The 17,959-nt window shown below is 63.9% G+C and carries 16 protein-coding genes; 9 read left to right on the top strand and 7 right to left on the bottom strand.

Annotation, left to right across the window (positions count from 1 at the left end):
- Window positions 1-35: 35 nt before the first annotated feature.
- Window positions 36-908 carry a neutral zinc metallopeptidase gene (locus VLT15_05670; protein HSR44706.1) on the top strand — a complete coding sequence of 291 codons (873 nt, stop codon included), beginning with the start codon at window positions 36-38 and terminating at the stop codon, window positions 906-908.
- Here the strand turns inward: VLT15_05670 and VLT15_05665 are convergent.
- Window positions 905-1,339, bottom strand: a complete 435-nt coding sequence (locus VLT15_05665; protein ID HSR44705.1) for an SRPBCC family protein — start codon at window positions 1,337-1,339, stop codon at window positions 905-907. The genes VLT15_05670 and VLT15_05665 overlap by 4 nt on opposite strands.
- A 69-nt stretch (window positions 1,340-1,408) precedes the next feature.
- Here VLT15_05665 and VLT15_05660 point away from each other — a divergent pair, with 69 nt between their 5' ends.
- The 5 genes from VLT15_05660 to VLT15_05640 all read left to right on the top strand — a co-directional run bounded on the left by VLT15_05660 (window position 1,409) and on the right by VLT15_05640 (window position 7,364).
- On the top strand, window positions 1,409-2,572 hold the full coding sequence (locus VLT15_05660; protein HSR44704.1) for a cysteine desulfurase family protein: 1,164 nt from the start codon (window positions 1,409-1,411) through the stop codon (window positions 2,570-2,572).
- An 82-nt stretch (window positions 2,573-2,654) separates the two neighbouring features.
- Window positions 2,655-3,713 (top strand): tRNA 2-thiouridine(34) synthase MnmA, encoded by a 1,059-nt coding sequence (gene mnmA, locus VLT15_05655; GenBank protein ID HSR44703.1) that lies wholly within the window; start codon window positions 2,655-2,657, stop codon window positions 3,711-3,713.
- Entirely contained in the window at window positions 3,710-4,639 is a 930-nt protein-coding gene (locus VLT15_05650; protein ID HSR44702.1) for a hypothetical protein, read from the top strand. Before mnmA ends, VLT15_05650 begins: the two co-directional genes overlap by 4 nt.
- A complete protein-coding gene (gene ligA / locus VLT15_05645) occupies window positions 4,636-6,648 on the top strand; it encodes an NAD-dependent DNA ligase LigA (GenBank protein HSR44701.1) in 2,013 nt (670 codons plus the stop codon). The genes VLT15_05650 and ligA overlap by 4 nt, the downstream gene beginning before the upstream one ends.
- A gap of 20 nt (window positions 6,649-6,668) precedes the next feature.
- On the top strand, window positions 6,669-7,364 hold the full coding sequence (locus tag VLT15_05640) for a site-2 protease family protein (GenBank protein ID HSR44700.1): 696 nt from the start codon (window positions 6,669-6,671) through the stop codon (window positions 7,362-7,364).
- On the opposite strand, the gene VLT15_05635 is transcribed toward VLT15_05640, so the two are convergent.
- From VLT15_05635 to VLT15_05625, 3 genes are all read right to left on the bottom strand, one after another.
- Window positions 7,355-8,440, bottom strand: coding sequence for an alkaline phosphatase family protein (locus VLT15_05635; GenBank protein ID HSR44699.1), 1,086 nt, complete (start codon window positions 8,438-8,440; stop codon window positions 7,355-7,357). The two genes, VLT15_05640 and VLT15_05635, sit on opposite strands and share 10 nt — an antisense overlap.
- Before the next feature lie 132 nt (window positions 8,441-8,572).
- Window positions 8,573-8,998 (bottom strand): hypothetical protein, encoded by a 426-nt coding sequence (locus VLT15_05630; protein ID HSR44698.1) that lies wholly within the window; start codon window positions 8,996-8,998, stop codon window positions 8,573-8,575.
- Between the two features lie 35 nt (window positions 8,999-9,033).
- Window positions 9,034-10,047: a GTPase gene (locus VLT15_05625; GenBank protein ID HSR44697.1), complete on the bottom strand. Its 1,014-nt coding sequence runs from the start codon at window positions 10,045-10,047 to the stop codon at window positions 9,034-9,036.
- 108 nt (window positions 10,048-10,155) lie between these two features.
- On the opposite strand from VLT15_05625, the gene VLT15_05620 reads away from it, so the two are divergent.
- From VLT15_05620 to dapE, 3 genes are read left to right on the top strand one after another with little or no spacing between them, the layout of a single operon-like run.
- Complete coding sequence (locus tag VLT15_05620; GenBank protein HSR44696.1) at window positions 10,156-11,301, top strand: aminotransferase class I/II-fold pyridoxal phosphate-dependent enzyme; 1,146 nt, start codon at window positions 10,156-10,158, stop codon at window positions 11,299-11,301.
- The gene (locus VLT15_05615) at window positions 11,283-12,089 is read left to right on the top strand and encodes a 2,3,4,5-tetrahydropyridine-2,6-dicarboxylate N-succinyltransferase (protein HSR44695.1); all 807 of its coding nucleotides are present in this window, start codon (window positions 11,283-11,285) and stop codon (window positions 12,087-12,089) included. Before VLT15_05620 ends, VLT15_05615 begins: the two co-directional genes overlap by 19 nt.
- Window positions 12,086-13,153 carry a succinyl-diaminopimelate desuccinylase gene (gene dapE / locus VLT15_05610; protein HSR44694.1) on the top strand — a complete coding sequence of 356 codons (1,068 nt, stop codon included), beginning with the start codon at window positions 12,086-12,088 and terminating at the stop codon, window positions 13,151-13,153. The genes VLT15_05615 and dapE overlap by 4 nt, the downstream gene beginning before the upstream one ends.
- A 10-nt stretch (window positions 13,154-13,163) precedes the next feature.
- On the opposite strand, the gene VLT15_05605 is transcribed toward dapE, so the two are convergent.
- Genes VLT15_05605 through VLT15_05595 form a run of 3 tightly spaced genes read right to left on the bottom strand, consistent with a single transcriptional unit; the run spans window position 13,164 to window position 17,936 of the window.
- On the bottom strand, window positions 13,164-14,657 hold the full coding sequence (locus tag VLT15_05605; GenBank protein HSR44693.1) for a hypothetical protein: 1,494 nt from the start codon (window positions 14,655-14,657) through the stop codon (window positions 13,164-13,166).
- Window positions 14,658-14,670: 13 nt separating this feature from the next.
- A complete protein-coding gene (locus tag VLT15_05600; GenBank protein ID HSR44692.1) occupies window positions 14,671-16,059 on the bottom strand; it encodes a glycogen/starch synthase in 1,389 nt (462 codons plus the stop codon).
- Window positions 16,056-17,936, bottom strand: coding sequence for an alpha-amylase/4-alpha-glucanotransferase domain-containing protein (locus tag VLT15_05595; protein ID HSR44691.1), 1,881 nt, complete (start codon window positions 17,934-17,936; stop codon window positions 16,056-16,058). Before VLT15_05595 ends, VLT15_05600 begins: the two co-directional genes overlap by 4 nt.
- Window positions 17,937-17,959 lie beyond the last annotated feature (23 nt).

The raw sequence follows: 17,959 nt of genomic DNA, 5'->3' as shown, positions 1-17,959 counted from the left end.
GCTCTTCCCGTTCACGATCTGGAAAGGGCGGAGCGATGCGCTGGCGCAGGCTCGAAAGAAGTCCGAACGTCCAAGACCGGCGTGGCATGCCGTCGCGTCGAACGACGATCGGCGGAGGCGGCGCAGGGATAGTGGCGGTTCTGGCCGTCGTCCTCGGCATGTGTGGAGGCGGAGCCGATCTGAGTCAACTCGCACCGATGCTCGAGGGACTGCAGGCGCCGGCCGCAGATCCACAGGAGGTGGGAACGGTCCCGTCGGATCCTGAAAGCGTTGAGGAGCGTGAGTTCGTCGAAGCGGTGCTGGGCTCGACAGAGACTTTGTGGAACGACCTGTTCGCCGGTTCCGGCACAGCCTACGTACCTGCCGATCTCGTACTCTTCAGTGGATCGACCAGTTCTGCTTGTGGCGGAGCCGATGCGCAGGTCGGTCCGCACTACTGCCCTCCGGACCAGACGGTCTATATCGACTTGGACTTCTTTGCAGAGTTGCAGGCGAGGTTCGGCGCTCGAGGAGGGGACTTCGCCGAGGCCTATGTGATTGCGCATGAGGTTGCTCATCATGTGCAGAACTTGCTCGGGATCACCTCCGACGTGCAGCAGATGCAGCAGCAGCATCCGGACGACGCCAACGACCTCTCGGTTCGGATCGAACTGCAAGCCGATTGTCTCGCCGGGGTGTGGGCCAACTCTATCTATCAGCGGGACGGTGTCCTGCAGCCGGGGGACATCGAGGAAGGGCTCGACGCGGCGGCCTCAGTCGGAGACGATCGCATCCAGGAGGCAATTCAGGGCGGTGTAGCGCCGGAATCTTGGACTCACGGATCTTCCGATCAGCGGGTCGGCTGGTTCACCACCGGCTACGAGTCCGGTGATCCGAACGCTTGCGATACCTTCAGCGTCGACCTCTAGGACTCGATCCGGTTGCGCAGGCTCTCGAGGTTGCGCCGCCATACCCATCTCAGGATGGGGCTCGCTAACTGCCCGACGATCGCTCCTCCTAGATACCAGGGGAACGACAACTGCTCCGACCAGGTGAAACGGGTGCCGGTAGCGGTGGCTTCGAGGGAGAACTTGCCCTCGCCGGTTACCAGCCCTTCATGTCTGACGCCGATGGTCCTCCGGTCGACCCACTCGGTCACTTCCATGAGATCCGTGGTGTGCAGCGGTCCGACTCGCGTCAAGACTTCCATCTGCGTCCCGACACCCGATCGCTGCTCCGTCCGAAACTCGATCGTCTCGGCATCGGTCATCCACTCGGCATGGGAGCCGAGGTCCGACGCGTGCCTCCACACCTGGTCGATGGTTGCTGCGATATCGATCGAGACTGTGATGGCGGCCATGGCCACAGGCTAGGCAACCGGGGTGGATAGGCGGCGCACTTCTCTTGCCGCGGCATCGACGGGCGTGAAGTGGTCGACTCGTGGCACAATCGTTGGGTAATGCTCTATCTCGATCATGCCGCCACAACGCCGATGCGTCCCGAAGTCTGGGAAGCGATGTCGCCATATGCCGGAACCATCTACGGCAACGCATCGGGGAGCCACGCGGCGGCCAGGTCGGCCAAGAACGCCCTGGAGGAGGCACGTGAGCGCGTCGCCGCCGTGCTCGGGGCGCAGCCTCTGGAGATCGTGTTCACCGGCGGCGGGACGGAATCCGACAATCTGGCCGTCCAGGGGGCGGCACTCGCCGGTGGCGGGCGCGGCGGCATCGTGACGACCGCCGTCGAACACGAGGCCGTTCTCGAGACGGCAGCGTTCCTGGCGGAGCTCGGTTGTCCGGTTCGAATCGTCGGCGTCGATGTCATGGGCGTCGTTGACCCCGAGGAGGTGGCGGCGGCCGTCGACGAGGACACGGCGATCGTCTCGGTGATGGCGGCGAACAACGAGACCGGTGTAGTTCAACCGATCCGGAGAGTCTCAGAGGCCGTGCGGACGAGACGAAGCTCCGTGTTACTTCACACAGACGCCGTTCAGTCGTTCATTTCACAGGAACTCAAAGTCGATGATCTCGGTGTGGACATGCTCTCGCTGGCAGCACACAAGTTCGGAGGTCCGAAAGGCGCCGGCCTGCTGTATGTCAGATCGGGTGTGGGACTCAAACCGGTGCTGCACGGAGGAGGCCAGGAACTCGGCCGGCGGTCCGGCACGCACAACGTCATGGGAGCGGTCGGGCTGGCAACTGCGATGGAACTGACTGCCGCTGACCGCCCGCGGTTCAATGCGGATGTCGGGGCGGCCCGGCAGTCCTTCGAAGAAGGGCTCCGGCGGAGGATCCCCGAGCTCGAGGTCAACGCACCGCTCGACGGCCGGCTTGTCCAGCACTCTCACCTGAGGATCCCCGGTGTCCGCAACGAGACGCTTCTGGTCCGACTCGATCAACGGGGGCTCGCCGTGGCGACCGGATCGTCCTGTCAATCTGGTGCCGCGACGATTTCACACGTTCTGGCCGCCATGGGGTTCGACGATCGGCGGGCTCGTGAATGCCTCCGGTTCTCCTTCGGCTGGACCACCAGACCGGAAGACGGTGATTCGGCCGCCGCGCTGGTCGCCGATGCGGTGGAGACTCTCAGATGACCACCACAAACAACCGTTCTCGCGCGACATTCGGCCCTCATAGGTGCACAATGTCGCGCGAAAACGATCAGGGAGCGCCACGATGCGGGTGATGGTCGCCATGAGCGGCGGCGTCGACTCATCGGTCGCGGCGGCCATGATGGTCGAGCAGGGACACGAAGTCATCGGAGCCACCCTCAAGCTGTGGGCCGGCCCCAACGGGGAGGCGCCGACCGCCGGGTGCTGCACCGTGAGCGACAGCGAGGATGCCAGGAGGGTGGCAGCCCAGCTCGATATCCCGTATTACGTGCTCGACTACACAGAGGAGTTCATGTCCGGCGTCGTCGACCGCTTCATCGGTGACTACTTCAGCGGGCTCACCCCGAATCCGTGTATCGAATGCAACCGGGAAGTGAAGTTCTCTCGATTCCTCGAGCAAGCCGCTCAGTTCGACTGCGACGTACTCGTGACCGGACACTACGCCCGCACCCGTCAGGATGAATCAGGCTGGCATCTCCTGAAGGGAGTCGATCCCGGCAAGGACCAGTCCTACGTTCTCTACATGCTGGGACAGGCGGAACTCGAGCGGGTGCGATTCCCGGTCGGGGAACAGACCAAGGCCGAGACGCGCCTCTTCGCGGAGCGACTCGGTTTGCGGACGGCCGCCAAACCCGACAGTCAGGACATCTGTTTCGTAGGGGACGGCAACTACCGCGACTTCCTCCGGGGCCGGGCAGTGGAAGCCGTGCAGCCCGGCGTGATCGTGGATACCGACGGCCGGCAACTCGGAACCCACGCCGGGGTGATCGACTTCACGATCGGGCAGAGGAAGGGGCTGGGCGTCGCGCTCGGCGAACCGCGCTACGTGGTCGATATCGAGCCGTCGACCGCCACGATAACGCTCGGTCGCAAAGAGGATCTGGAGACGGCAGGCTTCACCGTCGAATCCGTCGGATGGGTCGCCGGTGTGCCACCGCCCGCCGGGCTCTTCGACATCAAGGTTCGCTACAAGACCCAGGCGGTAGCCGGAACGGTGGTGGCTACTCCCGGCGGTGCCACCGTCGAGTTCGCGCAACCGCAGGCAGCCATCGCCCCCGGGCAGGCCGCCGTGTTCTACCGTGGAGATGAGGTGGTCGGTGGCGGGACGATCGTGGCGACATGATCACGGGGATCGGAAGCCTGCCGCACGTGGATCCCTTTGAGGCGGCCCTGTTTGTGCTCGGCACGACCGACGTTCCCTATCTGCCCCAACTCCCCAACCGGAGCCAGGCCGAGCGGATGCTTCCGCAGTGGGGTGCGGGTCTCTGCGGCTGCGGCACGGCGAATTCCGAGCTCGGGCTCGCCTACGGCTCGGAAGCAGATGATCGGACGGAAGCCCTTGTCGGCGCCGGCACGCTGCTCCGAATGCTGCCGTCCGACACCGAAACGGTGAAGACTCAAGCCACCGGACCAGTTACTTTGGCGATCGGTTTGCTCGCCGCCGGGCATCCTGCCGGAGACGACCTGCTTGCACGTCTGAAGATCGAGCTCACTGCGCGGATCGCTGCTCATCTCGAAGACATTCGAAACCGACTCCCGAACACAGAGATCATCCTCATTCTGGACGAGCCGGCCTTGTCGGGCCTCGGTGGACGATCCTTCCCGATCGGGGTTGAATCGGCGCGCGATCTGCTCGAGCACGTGATGAGCAACCTGCCTGTGCGCCCGGGAATCCATTGCTGCGGTCCGACCGATTGGAGTCTGGTCTCCTCCTTGAATCCGGCGTGGATCTCGTGGGACATCGATGCGCTCGGCCCCCAGTTCGAAGAGGACCGCGAGTCGATTGCAGCTGCCGTGAGCAGCGGCACGAGAATCATGTGGGGCGTGGCGCCGGCCGCCATGGGCTCGCCTCCGCGTGATCTCGTCTCACGGCTCCAGCGGGCGATCGGGACGCTGGTCATGGGGGGAGCAGACATGGTGGCTCTGACTTCGCAGGCTCTGTATACGCCTTCGTGCGGTCTGGCCGGGCTCACCGAAGGGCAGGCAGAGATCGTGGCCCGTACCGTTCATTCAGTTGCAGGGGAGTTGGCCGAACTATGGACCATGTGAAGATCGAGCAGTTGCGTGATCAGATCCGGTATCACGCCCACCGGTACTACGTTCTCGATTCCCCCGAGATCAGCGATGCGGAGTACGACGATCTGCTGCGCGCGCTCATCGCGCTCGAGGAGGAGCATCCCGAGCTGATCACTCCGGATTCCCCTACGCAGCGGGTAGGAGCCTCTCCATCGGACCTCTTTGCCCCGGTAACCCACCGCGAGCCGATGTTCTCGCTCGACAACGTCGAGTCGACTGGAGAACTGGAAGCCTGGGACGACCGGTCGAAACGGCAGCTCGGCATGTCCCCGACCGGATATGTCTGCGAGTTGAAGATCGACGGCCTGGCCGTGTCCCTCACCTACGAGAACGGAGCACTCGTGCGTGCTGCCACCCGGGGAGACGGAACCACTGGTGAGGACATCACCGCCAACGTGCGGGCCATCGAAGCTGTGCCGCTGCGCCTGTTTGGTGACGCACCGGCGGTTCTCGAAGCTCGCGGTGAGATCTACTTTCCGATCAGCGCGTTCGACGCGCTCAACGCCGCGCAGCTCGAGGCAGGTCAGAAGGTCTTTGCCAACCCGCGCAACGCCGCGGCCGGCTCGGTCCGACAGAAGGACCCGGCCGTTACGGCCTCGCGGGACCTCTCGATCTGGGTCTATCAGCTCGGTTTCGTCGAAGGTGGGCCAGAGTTCGAGCGCCACTGGGAGACGATGGAGTATCTGGCCTCGCTAGGCCTGCGGACGAACCCGGCTTCGGCAGCCGTCGAAGATCTCGGCGCCGTGGAAACCTACATCGCCGGGATCGACGAAGCCCGCCACAAGCTCGACTACCAGACAGACGGTGTCGTGATCAAGGTGGACCGGTTGACCGAGCAGCGGGCGCTCGGGTTCACGGCAAAAGCGCCCCGCTGGGCGATCGCCTACAAGTTCCCGCCTGAAGAGCAGATCACGACGCTGCTCGGCATCGAGATCGGCGTCGGGCGGACCGGTCGGGTGACCCCCTACGCAGTTCTCGATCCCGTGTTCGTTGGAGGGGTGACCGTCACCAACGCAACTCTCCACAATGAGGACGAGGTCCACCGCAAGGACGTCCGGATAGGCGACAAGGTCATCGTCCGGCGCGCCGGCGAGGTTATCCCGGAGGTGGTGGGTCCGGTGGTCTCGAGCCGCACGGGAGATGAGGTCGTCTGGCGCATGCCGGACAATTGCCCATTCTGCGGCAACCCCATCGTGCTTCCTGACGGCGAAAAGGTGGCGCGCTGCACGGGCGGCCTGGAGTGCCCGAGCCGCTTGCGTGAGTGGCTGGCGCACTTCGTCGGTCGCAGCGGAATGGATATCGAAGGAATGGGATACAAGACCATCGACCTTTTGATCTCTGAAGGTTTGATCACGGACCCCGCCGACATCTTCTTCCTCGATCCGGCCGCTTTGCTCGGTCGCGAGGGCTGGGGCGATCTCTCGGTTTCGAAGCTGATGGAGGGAATCGATCAGGCGCGGAACCGACCGGTTCACCGTCTGCTGATCGGGCTCGGAATCCGGCATGTCGGAGGGACGGTCGCCCGCGCACTGGCGCGCGAGTTCCGGAGTGTCGACGCGATTCTGAGTGCATCGGAAGAGGAGATCGCCGGCATCGACGGTGTCGGACCGACGATTGCAGCTTCGGTTCGTGCCTGGGCAGTTGCGCCCGATACCGCTCCGCTGATTGAGAAGCTCCGTGATGGCCGTGTCCGGCTCGCCGATGAGGAACCTGACGTGAAGGTCGGTGATCTCCTCGCCGGTGTCACACTCGTCATCACCGGGACCCTCGCCGCCTATTCAAGGGACGAATCGAAGGCTGCCGTCGAGGAACGAGGTGGCAAGGTGACCGGTTCGGTGTCGAATAAGACCACTGCGGTCGTTGCGGGTGAATCACCGGGGGGTGCGAAGATGACGAAAGCTGCCGAGCTGGGCATCCCGGTCATCGACGAGGAGTCGTTCGAGCGTCTACTCGCCGCGGGTCCGGCAGCCTTCAACGCCTGAGGCTCTAGGCTGCCGGTCGCATGTTGAAAACCCGTCTGTTCGGTTTCACGCTTCATATCCACGCAACATTCCTGATTCTCGCCCTCTTCGTGCTCGACGCCGGGTTCGGTGGAATCGGAGTCACTCTGTGGATGGCGGCTGCGTTTCTCTCGGTCCTGATTCACGAACTCGGGCATGCGTTCACGGCCAGGCTGCTCGGAGGAACGGTGGACAAGGTGATGATCCACGGCATCGGCGGGACGACCTTCTGGAGCGCGCCGTGGATGAATCGGTCTCTCGCCAAGCGTTTCCTGGTGGCGGCCGCCGGATCAGGGTTGGAGGTTGCTTTCGCGCTGGGCGTATTCGGGCTGGTGAGGGCCGGATTGTTCGGAGAGATAACCGCCCTCGTTGTCGAGTCTCCCTTCACCGTGTATCTGGGGGATTCGCTCTTGCTGGAGCACTGGTCGTCGTTCTTCTTGGGGACGTTCATCTGGATCAGCGTCGTTTGGGGGCTGCTGAACTGGCTGCCGATCGGCGGACTGGACGGGTCGCACATGCTGGCTTCGGTCCTGGAGAAAGTCTTGCCAGGTCGCGGGCGTTTCCATGCCGCACTCATCGGGCTGATAGTCGCGATCGCGGCAGCCTGGTGGTTCTACGACCGCGGCTATTTGTTCGCTCCCATCATCTTTCTGCTGTTCGCTTTCCAGGAGTTCTCGGCGGCCCGCGCTCAGGGTTGAGCGACCAGCAGCGGGACGTGTAGTTCCTGCGGCGTGATGCCGCCGTGGTAACCGACCAGTTCGACATCGTTGCCGGGATAGTGGAGGGCCACCTCGTGTTCGGCCAGCATGGCCGCCCCCGGCAACCGGGCGGCGGCCGGGCCGGTGACGGGCTCCGGACCCCACCAACCGGTCATCTCGGTCCGATCGACCCACTTGACCGGCAGGTCGGCCGCCATGCGCCGGGCCGTCTCCAGGTCGCCGGCGACCCACACACAACGTGAGTCGCCGTGGAGAATGACCCCTTCGGGTGGAGTGAGATGCAACTTGCCCTCCGGCGGCACGTCGACGTGACCGTGATCGGCAGTCCCGATCGCAACGGCGTGATCGGGAAGTGCGGCAGCGAGTTCGGCCCAGCCGGCAGCAACCAGTTTCATCATCGCCGAGTACGAGTCGGAGTCCTGGCCTTCGGCGTGTCCGGCCGCGTCGACATGGGGGAGGTAGAGAAACACGAAGCGTCCCGGTTCGGAGGCTGCCTCGAGGGCCAGGGGTATCGCCTCTTCGTCGTTCTGATAGGAGAGGGCCGTTCCCGTGCGAAAGAGAACCTCGGAAAGCGGAGATCCCTGGTAACCGTCCGGCTGGATCACAAAGGTCTCGATACCGTCACCCGCCAGCCGCTCGGGCAGGTTGGGGCCAGGCAGAAACGCAGTGAAATCGGTGTTCACGGGTGAGCCGTCGAGGTCGAACCACCAGATGGTGTTGACGACGCGGTCAGACATGCGAAGCAGATAGGCCACCAGTCCGTGAACCGATGGGGGAGTAGCGGTCGCCAGAGTCGCCAGATTGACGGTCGTCTGAGTGGAGAAGGCGGCGTCCAGCGCAGCCTTTCTGTATCGACGGAGTTCGGCTGCGTTCGGGTGAGAAAGCTGGAGGTCACCGAGGCCGTCGAATAGCGTCACCACGTAGGTGGCCGCGTCGGGAATGGTGGCGGCGAGGTCCGGATAGAGGCGCGGCGCTAGGTTGTCGCCGCGCAGCCGGAACTCGAGTTCGGCGGCCAGATTGACCAGGCCTCCTCCGGAGTAATCGGGAGCACGCATGCCCTGGAGGCTATCTGGTTTCTCAGCAATGCTGTTGTCCTCCCACAACATCAGTATTGCTGAGAAAAGTACGTGGAGTTTCTCGGCAATGCTGTTGTGCCTGTGGAGCCACAGTATTGCTGAGAAACTTCGTCAGTAGGTGCGGAACGTCCATTCATACTCGCCGACGTCGGGCAAGCCGGTGACGGTGTCCCAGACTATCCGGAGGGTGTGTTCGCCCGACGTCCACTCCTCCACGATCCGTCCGGCTCCTGGAGCCCAGGTGTATACACCGGTTCCCTCGATGAACGACAGCTCGGAGTCCGGTATCCGTTGCCATGTGCCGGCCGAGGGGTTGACCAGAACCCACAACTCGGCTCGATAACCGGATCGAAGGTCGACCTCGATCATCGACTGGCGGGGTACGAGGTCGCCGGGTGCCGGTTCAACGTTCTCGACCACACCATCCGCGTTCGTCTCGACCGAATCCGGATCGACCCTGCCGTACGAAATGGCCAGCGCCGCGACGACCAGCGCGGCCGTAATCAGCAAACCCACAATCCGGCGATCAAGTCCCACGTTGGGCGATTGTACGGTGCTTCCCGGCCAACCGGCTACATGTGGAGTTCGATCACGTCACCATCGACGAGGAGGTGATCGCGTCCGACGTGCTGGCCGTCGAAGCTGGTGGCGCCCCAAACACGCGCAAACTGGAGGCCCGTCGCAAAGTCCCGGTGCACCAGCTCGGCGAGTTGCTCAACCGTCTGCCCTTTGCGGAGCGTGAACGGTTTGTCCATGTCGGGCGGCTTGCCCGGTGCTTTCGAATACACCCGCACCACCTCGAGCCGGTCAAAGAGGGCGGATCCGATCGCGTCTAGTCCCTGCTCACGTTCTATTGAGATGGCCAGATAGGGAAACCTGCAACCGGTCAGTTCCTCGAAGACCTCGAGGTCGGCCTCCGGGTCGCTGCTCCGATCCGCCTTCGTGCCGATGAGGAGCGTCGGCAGGTGAAAGGTGAAAGGATCGTCCGGATCTCCGACGGTTCCTCCATCGGACGGCCATCGTTCGGTCAGTACGACCTTCTTGGCGGAGAGGATCTCGAGAACCGTGAGGACCTCTTCCACGCATTCGGGGTGACCCAGATCCACCACGAGCAGGCACCCGTTTGCCGATTGGAGGGTATTGCCGATCCAGGATATGGGGTGCTGGTCGGATATCGGCGGTAGGTCAATCAGCTGGAAGGCGATGTCGAGGTGCGGCATCATTCCCGGCTGGGGGAACTGCGTGGTGAAAGGGTACGGCCCGGTCTCGGTCTGCGATCCGGTCAGACGAGCATGCAGAGTGGATTTGCCCGTGTTCGGGGGTCCCACCAGCGCTATCTGTCCGGCGCCCTCCGGTCTGAACGAGGTCGGGGGTCCGCCTCTCGAGCCACCTTTCTTCGGTCCGGTGAGCGACTCTGTGACCTCTTTGATCTTTGATTTGATGTCTGCCTGCAGATGGTCGGTCCCTTTGTGCTTCGGTATCAGGCGCAGCATCTCCCGAAGCAACTCCAGCCGCTCCTTGGGGTCACGTGCCTTCTTGTAGGCGGATTCCGCCGATTTGTAGGCGGGGGTCAGGTTGGCCGGCATCGCCGCCCCCTTCTCTGCAAGTCCGCTCCGCCTCTCGGGTATTCGCCGTTCCTCTGCACGGGTCTGAGCCTACCTACGCAAGCGGCGACGGCGACTACCGTTGCCCGCATGCATACGAATCCTGTGCTCGATCGTCTCGGTTCCTACCCCATCGCGGAGCTCCAGGAGAAGGCCCGCTCGATGCGAGCCGAAGGCCGCCCTCTCATCGACTTCTCGGTCGGGGATCCCCGCGAACCGACACCCGGATTCATCCCCGAGGCTCTCAAGGGCTCCGTACCGGCCGTTTCTCAGTATCCGACCACCAGCGGACTCCCCGAACTGCGCCGGGCCGTTGCCGACTACGTGCAACGCAGGTTCGGGGTCCGCGTCGATCCGGATCGCAATGTTCTGCCCACGGCCGGTTCCAAGGAAGCGATCTTCTCGACTCCGCTCGCCTTCGTCGACCGGTCGGCCGGCGACGCGGTGATCTGGGCAACGCCGGGCTATCCGATCTACGAGCGCGGGGCCCTCCTCGCCGGAGCCAGAGGCCACGCCGTGACCCTCTCGGGCGATTTCGTTCTGCGCCCTGATCAGATTCCCGACCCGGTGTGGGATAGCGCCGCCATCGTTTGGACCAACTACCCCCACAATCCCACCGGCGCGCTGGCATCGCGCGCCGATATCGAGGCGATGTATCAGAAAGCGCGCAGCACGAACACCTGGTTCATGGCAGACGAGTGTTATGTGGATGTCTACGAGGACGTCCTTCCACCATCGGTTCTGCAGGTTGCAGACGACAGCCTTGAAGGTGTCCTCTCGTATCTGAGCCTCTCCAAACGATCGGGAATGACCGGCTACCGGTCGGCCGCGATCGTGGGAGATGCAACTGCGATCGCAGCTCTGCGGGCTCTGCGTACGTCTACCGGGACCGCTTCCCCCGAGTTCGTACAGGGCGCGGCGATCGCAGCCTGGGCCGACGACGATCATGTGGCCGAACGGCGGGGGATCTTCGCCCGCAAACGGGCCGTCCTGCGGGCCGCGTTCGAGCAGCTCGGTCACGAGGTGGTGGCGTCGCGCGCCGGTTTGTATCTTTGGGTGAGTGTCGGTGACGACGTGGCCGTCGCGGAACGACTGCTCCGGGGAGGGGTGCTCGTCTCGCCCGGGCGCGCATTCGGCGCTGGAGGTGAAGGTTTCATCCGGCTGGCGCTGGTTCCTACGCTCGAGGAGTCCGAACACGCGGTGGAGGTGCTGACAACGTGTCTGACCGGGAACTGATAGAAGCCGTATACGCCGATCTCGACCGCCTCGCCGAGGCGCGCCAGGCAATCGAGCGGACGATCGGAGCACTCGATCGCGGGGAGTTGCGCGTGGCCGAGAAGACCGACGGTGAATGGATCGTTCACGAGTGGGTCAAGGAAGCCATCCTGTTGTATTTCCGGATCCGGGAACTGACGACCATGGAGGCGGGGCCCTTCGAGTATCACGACAAGATCCCGACCAAGAAGAACCTGGCGGCTTTCGGGGTGCGTGTGGTTCCACCCGGGACCGTCCGCTACGGAGCATTCTGCGAGCCCGGCGTAGTCGTGATGCCCGGGTACGTGAACATCGGCGCCCGGGTGGGAGCCGGGACGATGGTCGACACGTGGGCAACGGTCGGCTCATGCGCCCAAATCGGCAGAGACGTGCATCTCTCCGGCGGTGTCGGCATAGGTGGCGTCCTGGAACCACCCAACGCCCGACCGGTGATCGTCGAAGACGGGGCCTTCATAGGCAGTCGATGCATCGTCACCGAGGGAGCCATCATCGAAGAGGGTGCCGTTCTCGGCGCCAATACAACGATCACGGCGACGATTCCGATCATCGATGTGACCGGCCGCGAGCCCGTGACCTACAAAGGGCGGGTGCCCGCTCGATCGGTGGTGGTGCCCGGCACGCGGCCAAAGGAGTTCCCGGCCGGGGTCGTCGATCTTCAGTGCGCCTACATCATCGGTCATCGGTCCGAGGCAACGGACGATCGGACCTCGCTGAACGAAGCTCTGCGCACCTTCGGGTTGACGGTATGAGCATCCTCGAAACGCTGGTGTGGCTGGTGGACACACCGTCGGAACTCGGCAACGAAGCAGCCATCTGCTCTTCCATCGTCGATCGTCTCTCGGCTCGCTACGACGGAGACTCGGTCGTTCGGCTGGGCAACAGCGTCGTCATCGGACGTTCGACCGGAAAACCCTTGGTGCTCCTCGTCGGCCACATCGACACTGTCCCTGCGCAGGGCCAACCTCCCGCTTTTGTGCGGGACGGGATGCTCTACGGTCTCGGGACGTCCGACATGAAGTCGGGCTTGGCGGTGATGGTCCACCTGTTGGAGGACCCGGAGGTCACGAACGGTCCCTTCGACGTTGTCGGGGTGTTCTACGACGGCGAGGAAGGCCCGGCCGTCGGAAACCATCTCGAACAGGTGCTCCAGGCGATTCCGTGGCTGAGAGGCGCCGAGTTCGGCGTCGTGATGGAGCCAACCGATCTGCGAATCGAAATCGGGTGCAATGGAGCGATCAACGCCACGGTGAGGTTCATCGGCAAGTCCGCTCACAGCGCACGACCCTGGCTCGGTGAGAATGCCATAACCAAGGCGGGGGCCTGGCTGGCGGAACTCCACGGCCGCCCGCCGGAGTTGTTCGATATCGACGGTCTCGAATACCGGGAGGTCTTCTCGGTGACGAAAGCGTCGGGCGGAATCGCCAACAACATCCTCCCCCCGTCCTTCTCCCTCAATCTCAACTATCGATTCCCGCCCGTGTTCAGCGTCGAAGAGGCGGTGGGCCGTCTGCGACTGCTCGCCCTGGCCGCGGACGAAGTCGAGATAGTCGATCGTGCGCCGGCCGCGCCGGTACCGGAAGACAATCGCTACCTGGACCGGCTCATTGAGGTCACCAGAGCCGAACGGGCCGCCAAACAGGGCTGGACGGACGTTGCGCGCCTTGCCGAGTACGGCGTGCCGGCAGTCAACTACGGTCCGGGAATCGTCGCCCAAGCCCACCAGGTGAGCGAGCACGTCCCGATCGCCAACCTGACCGTTGCGTTCGAGAACCTGAAGAGATTCCTGACTCAGAACCTAGGAACTGGAACTTAGAACCTCCGGATCAGTCGCCTTCTATCGCGAACAGCCACGTCCCGTCTTCCGTGATACCAACGCGCATCCCGATGTATGCCCCGTACTCCTTGAACAGATCGATGTCCTCCTCGTTGAAGACGCCGGAGAGGGCTTGCCAGTCGTCTTCGGTCGGAAACTCCTGAAACGCAGACGGCCACGTGTAGATCCGGCCTCCCGGCGAATCTTGGATGACGAACGGAAGCGCGAGCACATCGACTATGCGGGCGAGCGGACCGTATCCCTCCTGTTCGCTCCACCTCCAGAAACGCCCTGCGTCCGGATCTCCACCGAAACTGAACGCCACCGTGTCTCCGCCTAGCGCCGTCAGGGAGTCGACGTCGCAAGAGGCGGCGGCTGCCACGATGCCATCCCGCCGCGCGGCTACGACTTCCGGCAGGCCTCCCTGACGTTCCGGAATCCTCGGCATTCCTGCCGCCGAGCAGTTGGCCGACAGTGTCCGCACGCCGCCGAGAAAGGTCCCGTCGGCGATGTCGATCGGGCCTCTGCCGGCTATCACATGCGTGGCGTTCGGCGGCAGCGGCCGAGGTGCCGCCGAGGGATCGGAAGGCGATATCGCCGAGTACTCGCCGACTCCGGTCACCAGCGCGGTCGTTCCATCGAAGTCGAGTCCGGCGACCGATGCCGTCTGCCACTCACCGAGGATCTCCCCGGAGGTGACATCGACGATCCCGACCGCGCCGTCGCCGGCATAGGCCAGCTGCGATCCGTCCGCCGAGAGCGCCGCATGAGTCAGATCCCGTTCTCCGCACAGGTCGGGGATCGGTCCGAAGACCGTGGCACCCTCGAAGCTCACGACCTCGACGTAGCTGCACTGCGTCTCGAGATCTCCGTACCCCCACACGACCGCCGCGGAGTTGCCGGATAGCGAGCCTCCCAGAATGACCGTCGGGTTCACCCCGGCGGCACCCGGAGCGGCGCTCGCATCGGTGTGCACGATCGGCTTCGGGGCGCCACCGGCGATATCGGCTATGAGGAGCGTGTCAGACTCCGTTCCCTCTGCTCCTTCGAGGAACAGCAGAGTCGTTCGGCCGTCGACCTCTTCGACGTCCAGCAGTCGGATCTCCCGGCCCGGATCCGCGAAGAGAACCACCTCGGGTGTCGAACCACCGGCGGCGATGCGGAGCACGCTGTGCGGTGGGAACTGCTCGGGAGTGGTCTGGTACTGGTAGACGAGGCCCCCGGAGAGGTCGTCGAAAGCGACCGCAATCGCATAGTCGGCGTCGCCGGGAAGGTCCCGCGTCGGTCCGTCATCGAGCAGGGTCACTCCTCCGAGGCGCGAAACTATCAAGGACACATCCAATCGAACCGCGGGCGTTGTCGATGTGGTCTGCGGGGTTGTGGTCGTCGTCTGTGACGGTGGTCGAGTATCGGTGGTGGTGGACCGAACCGTGGTCGTCGTTCCACCGGTTGAGCAAGCGCTCGCGGCGACGACGATGGCTATGTAGAACGCGACCTTCCTCATGACCTGAAATACGTCATCCGCCGCTCGATCGTTCCCGACGGTAGAGCATCGCCTGTTCGTAGGCGACCAGGTAGTGCTGCGCCGCCGCTCCCCAGGAGAAGTCGGTCAGCATGCCGTTGCGCTGCAGTCTCCGGTATTCGCCTCTCGACTGCCTGAAGATCCGCATTGCCCTGCGAACCGTCTTGATCAGCTCCTCGTGCCTGAAATCGCGGAACCCGAATCCTGTGGCGTCGGCCGGGCTCTCGTCGAGGTCGATGACGGTGTCGTTCAAGCCTCCTGTGAGGCGCACAACCGGCGGCGCTCCGTAGCGCATCGCGTATATCTGGCCGATCCCGCACGGTTCGAAACGCGAAGGCATCAAGTAGAAATCCGCCCCGGCCGAGACAACTCTGGACAGTCGTTCCTCGTAAGGGGCGTGCCAGATCGCATGAGGATGACGTTCTACCCAGCCGTCGACCATCGGGTTCAATTCGCCGTCTCCCACCAGCACGAGGCGCAGACCCTCACCGACCAGCAGGTCGATTGCCGGGTCGAGCAGGTGAAGGCCCTTCTGCTCTGCCATGCGGCCCACATTGCCGAACACGATTCCGTCGGCCAGCCCTGCTTCGGCCAGGAGGGCCTGGCGAGTGGCTTTGCGCGGGTACGGCCGGTTTGGCGTGAACGGGGCTGTCACGGCGGTGTCGGTTCGGGGGTTCCACTCGTCCGGATTGAGACCGTTGACGATCCCGGCCACCGGATGGGGGAGCGAGCGGAGGACTCCGTCGAGGCCTCCGGAGATGGAGGCGTCCTCTGTCAGCTGCCTGGCGAAGGAAGGGCTCACCGTCGTTACCCGGTCGGAGGCGGCGATTCCGGCCTTCAAGAAGTTGGCCTGGCCCCACCACTCCAGATCGGCCCCGGGCGCCGTGTGGCGGACATCGACTCCAACCACGGCTGCGGTCTCCACCAGAGGGCCGAAGATGCCGTAGGCCGAGTTGTGAATGGTGAATACCGTTGGAGTCGGGTTGTCGAGGGCTGCCGGGCCGGCGTGGGCATCGTGCAGGTGGACCAGGTCGTAATCGTGGGAGATGGCTCGCACCGCAGCCGAGAAACCGCCGAAGCGCAGCCACTGGTCTTCGTAACCTTCGCCGTGGGAGTCGCCATAGATGCCGGCGCGGTCGAAAGCAGAAGGATCATCTACGAGGATCACTTCGATACCGCCGGCCTCGTGCCGGTAGGTTGCACGGGCCGGACCGGCCGGTTCGCCTTCGACCCCGAGGGCCGTCAGGTGGCGATAACGGGGGAGCGCCACAGACACATCGTGCCCGGCTGCGGCCAGAGCTCCGGCAATGCCGGCGACTGCTTCACCAAGACCACCGGTCCGGACCAGCGGCGAGAATTCGGACGCGGCGAGCAGGATTCTCATTCCAGACCGGCCTCGAGGGCGGTTGGTGGTTCGACCGGCGGCTCTTGAGCCACATCGAGAACCTCGACCGTCAGTCGATAGAGCCCCGACCTCGGACGTATCCAATGGGGCCACAACAGTATTCCCTGTTGCAAGTCTTCTTCTCCTGTTTCGTTGCGAATAGTGGTCGTGAGGGGGAGGACGAACAACTCACCGGGCTGGCGGAGAGCGATCAGGATCTCCCTCATCCTGTGCTCGTGGCGGAATCTGAATCGATGGCCCGAAACGGCCTTCGGCTTGTCGATAGCCTGCCAAGCACCGCCGTCGACCCGCAGGGATCCTGCTTCTCGCCACACGGCGATCGGGAACTCAGGGCCGAATCGACACTCCGGGAGGTCGTCGATCTCATAGGTGATGTCGAACGAGCGGTTCTCTGCGCGCAGCAACCGGCGGACCCGTCCGTGGTGGGAAGTCGAACCGACACTGACCCAGCCTTTGCCCTTTTCGAACTCTCCTGTTTCGAGGGGGTACTGGGAGAGCTGGTCGGGATCCATCGACGCCAGGGAACCGGGTGAGGCATCGAGGGGGAGTGTCCTGGTCGTCATCCACCGATGAGTCCTGACCGGACTTTGATCGGTGTCGTAACCCACGGCACGGGCCGCCACTACGTCCGGGACCATCCACATCGAGGGCTTGTCGTCGTAGTAGGCGAGTGCGCCGTCGTCGAGGTCGAGCACCCACGACTGGTCGGGCAGCTCGACGTGGATTTCGTCGCGTCCGTCGGCGTCCCAGTCGAGAACTTCGAGTTTCGCCCACGATCGACCCGACCTCTTCGCCTCGTCGACTGCCATCCTGGAGGCAAGCAACCGTCGGTGTGTCTCGGCACGCAGGTGTGGCAGGTACAGCCCCCCGAACACTCCGTGCCAGTAGGAGTCGTTGCCCTGTCCGCGCAGCACCTCTGTGAGCGCCTCGGCTGGTGCTTTGTCGCGGCTTGCCCGCTTGGATGCGTTCAACATCTTGCGGTAGAGGACGTCGGCTTCCGGGTACCGATCCAGGAAGTGCTCCCAGCGCCCGTCGGACCAGTCGGTCATCTCCTGATAGGAACCGGGAGGCAGCGAAGTTCGCTCGGTCGCCGGGTGGTCGGCCAGGTGCCGTTCGAAAGTGGTCAGATCGACCCAGTCGGCGGCTTCCGCGGCGGTGAAGAATCGATCGAGCCAGCCGTCCGGGCCGTACGCCCGTTGACTGCCGCCCGGCCACAGCCCGTACTTCTCGCCGTCGTCGACCAGCACCGCGACCGCGTCGGGGTTTGCCTCATGAAGGTGACGCAGGCTCTCAACCAGTGTCTCGGGATCTTCCCGGGGGGCGGCGTACCGAAGATCGACGGAGATCGGATATGCGGTTATGAGCCGGTCGAGGTAGTGGACCAGATAGTTGCGGTCGAGGTGCTCGAGGCCTGCTCGTTCGAAGTGGACGTCGTCGAGCGGTATCGCGTCGTAGCCGGATTCAGCGAAGGTCTCGACCAGGGACGGCTCCCAGACCCGCTCGGGAACCCAGGCTGTGACTGGATCTTGGGAGAAGCGCTCGTTGATTGCACTGCGCATCCGTTTCAGGTGTTCGATCCGATCACGCGGAGGAATCGCCGGAAGGATCGGTTCATACATCGCTCCGCCCATCCATTCGATTTGCTCACCCGACCCGGTGAGAACCTCGAGCAAACGGGGTCCACTTGTCTCGAGTTGTTCGAGAAGCGTTCCCGAATAGTGCACGTTGACCGAGATGCCCGGGTGGCGTTGAAGGACGTCGAGGAAGGGCAGGTAGGCACGATCGATAGCTTGATCGAGAACGGTTTCCAGCTGTCCGAACGGCTGGTGGCAGTGAACTGCGAATATGAGCTGCACGGTCTCGCTCCTCTCTCGTAGCC

This window comes from Acidimicrobiia bacterium (assembly GCA_035471805.1).
Lineage (GTDB): Bacteria > Actinomycetota > Acidimicrobiia > Spongiisociales > JAHEDJ01 > JAHEDJ01.
Note: the sequence above shows the minus strand (reverse complement) of the source record. Positions and strands in the feature narration are given on the sequence as shown.

Excerpts from the sequence above, each read along its gene's own strand:
- VLT15_05670 (HSR44706.1), top strand. The coding sequence starts at position 36 with ATGCGCTGGCGCAGGCTCGAAAGAAGTCCGAACGTCCAAGACCGGCGT.
- VLT15_05665 (HSR44705.1), bottom strand. The coding sequence starts at position 1,339 with ATGGCCGCCATCACAGTCTCGATCGATATCGCAGCAACCATCGACCAG.
- mnmA (HSR44703.1), top strand. The coding sequence starts at position 2,655 with ATGCGGGTGATGGTCGCCATGAGCGGCGGCGTCGACTCATCGGTCGCG.
- VLT15_05650 (HSR44702.1), top strand. The coding sequence starts at position 3,710 with ATGATCACGGGGATCGGAAGCCTGCCGCACGTGGATCCCTTTGAGGCG.
- VLT15_05640 (HSR44700.1), top strand. The coding sequence starts at position 6,669 with ATGTTGAAAACCCGTCTGTTCGGTTTCACGCTTCATATCCACGCAACA.
- VLT15_05635 (HSR44699.1), bottom strand. The coding sequence starts at position 8,440 with ATGCGTGCTCCCGATTACTCCGGAGGAGGCCTGGTCAATCTGGCCGCC.
- VLT15_05625 (HSR44697.1), bottom strand. The coding sequence starts at position 10,047 with ATGCCGGCCAACCTGACCCCCGCCTACAAATCGGCGGAATCCGCCTAC.
- VLT15_05620 (HSR44696.1), top strand. The coding sequence starts at position 10,156 with ATGCATACGAATCCTGTGCTCGATCGTCTCGGTTCCTACCCCATCGCG.
- dapE (HSR44694.1), top strand. The coding sequence starts at position 12,086 with ATGAGCATCCTCGAAACGCTGGTGTGGCTGGTGGACACACCGTCGGAA.
- VLT15_05605 (HSR44693.1), bottom strand. The coding sequence starts at position 14,657 with ATGAGGAAGGTCGCGTTCTACATAGCCATCGTCGTCGCCGCGAGCGCT.
- VLT15_05600 (HSR44692.1), bottom strand. The coding sequence starts at position 16,059 with ATGAGAATCCTGCTCGCCGCGTCCGAATTCTCGCCGCTGGTCCGGACC.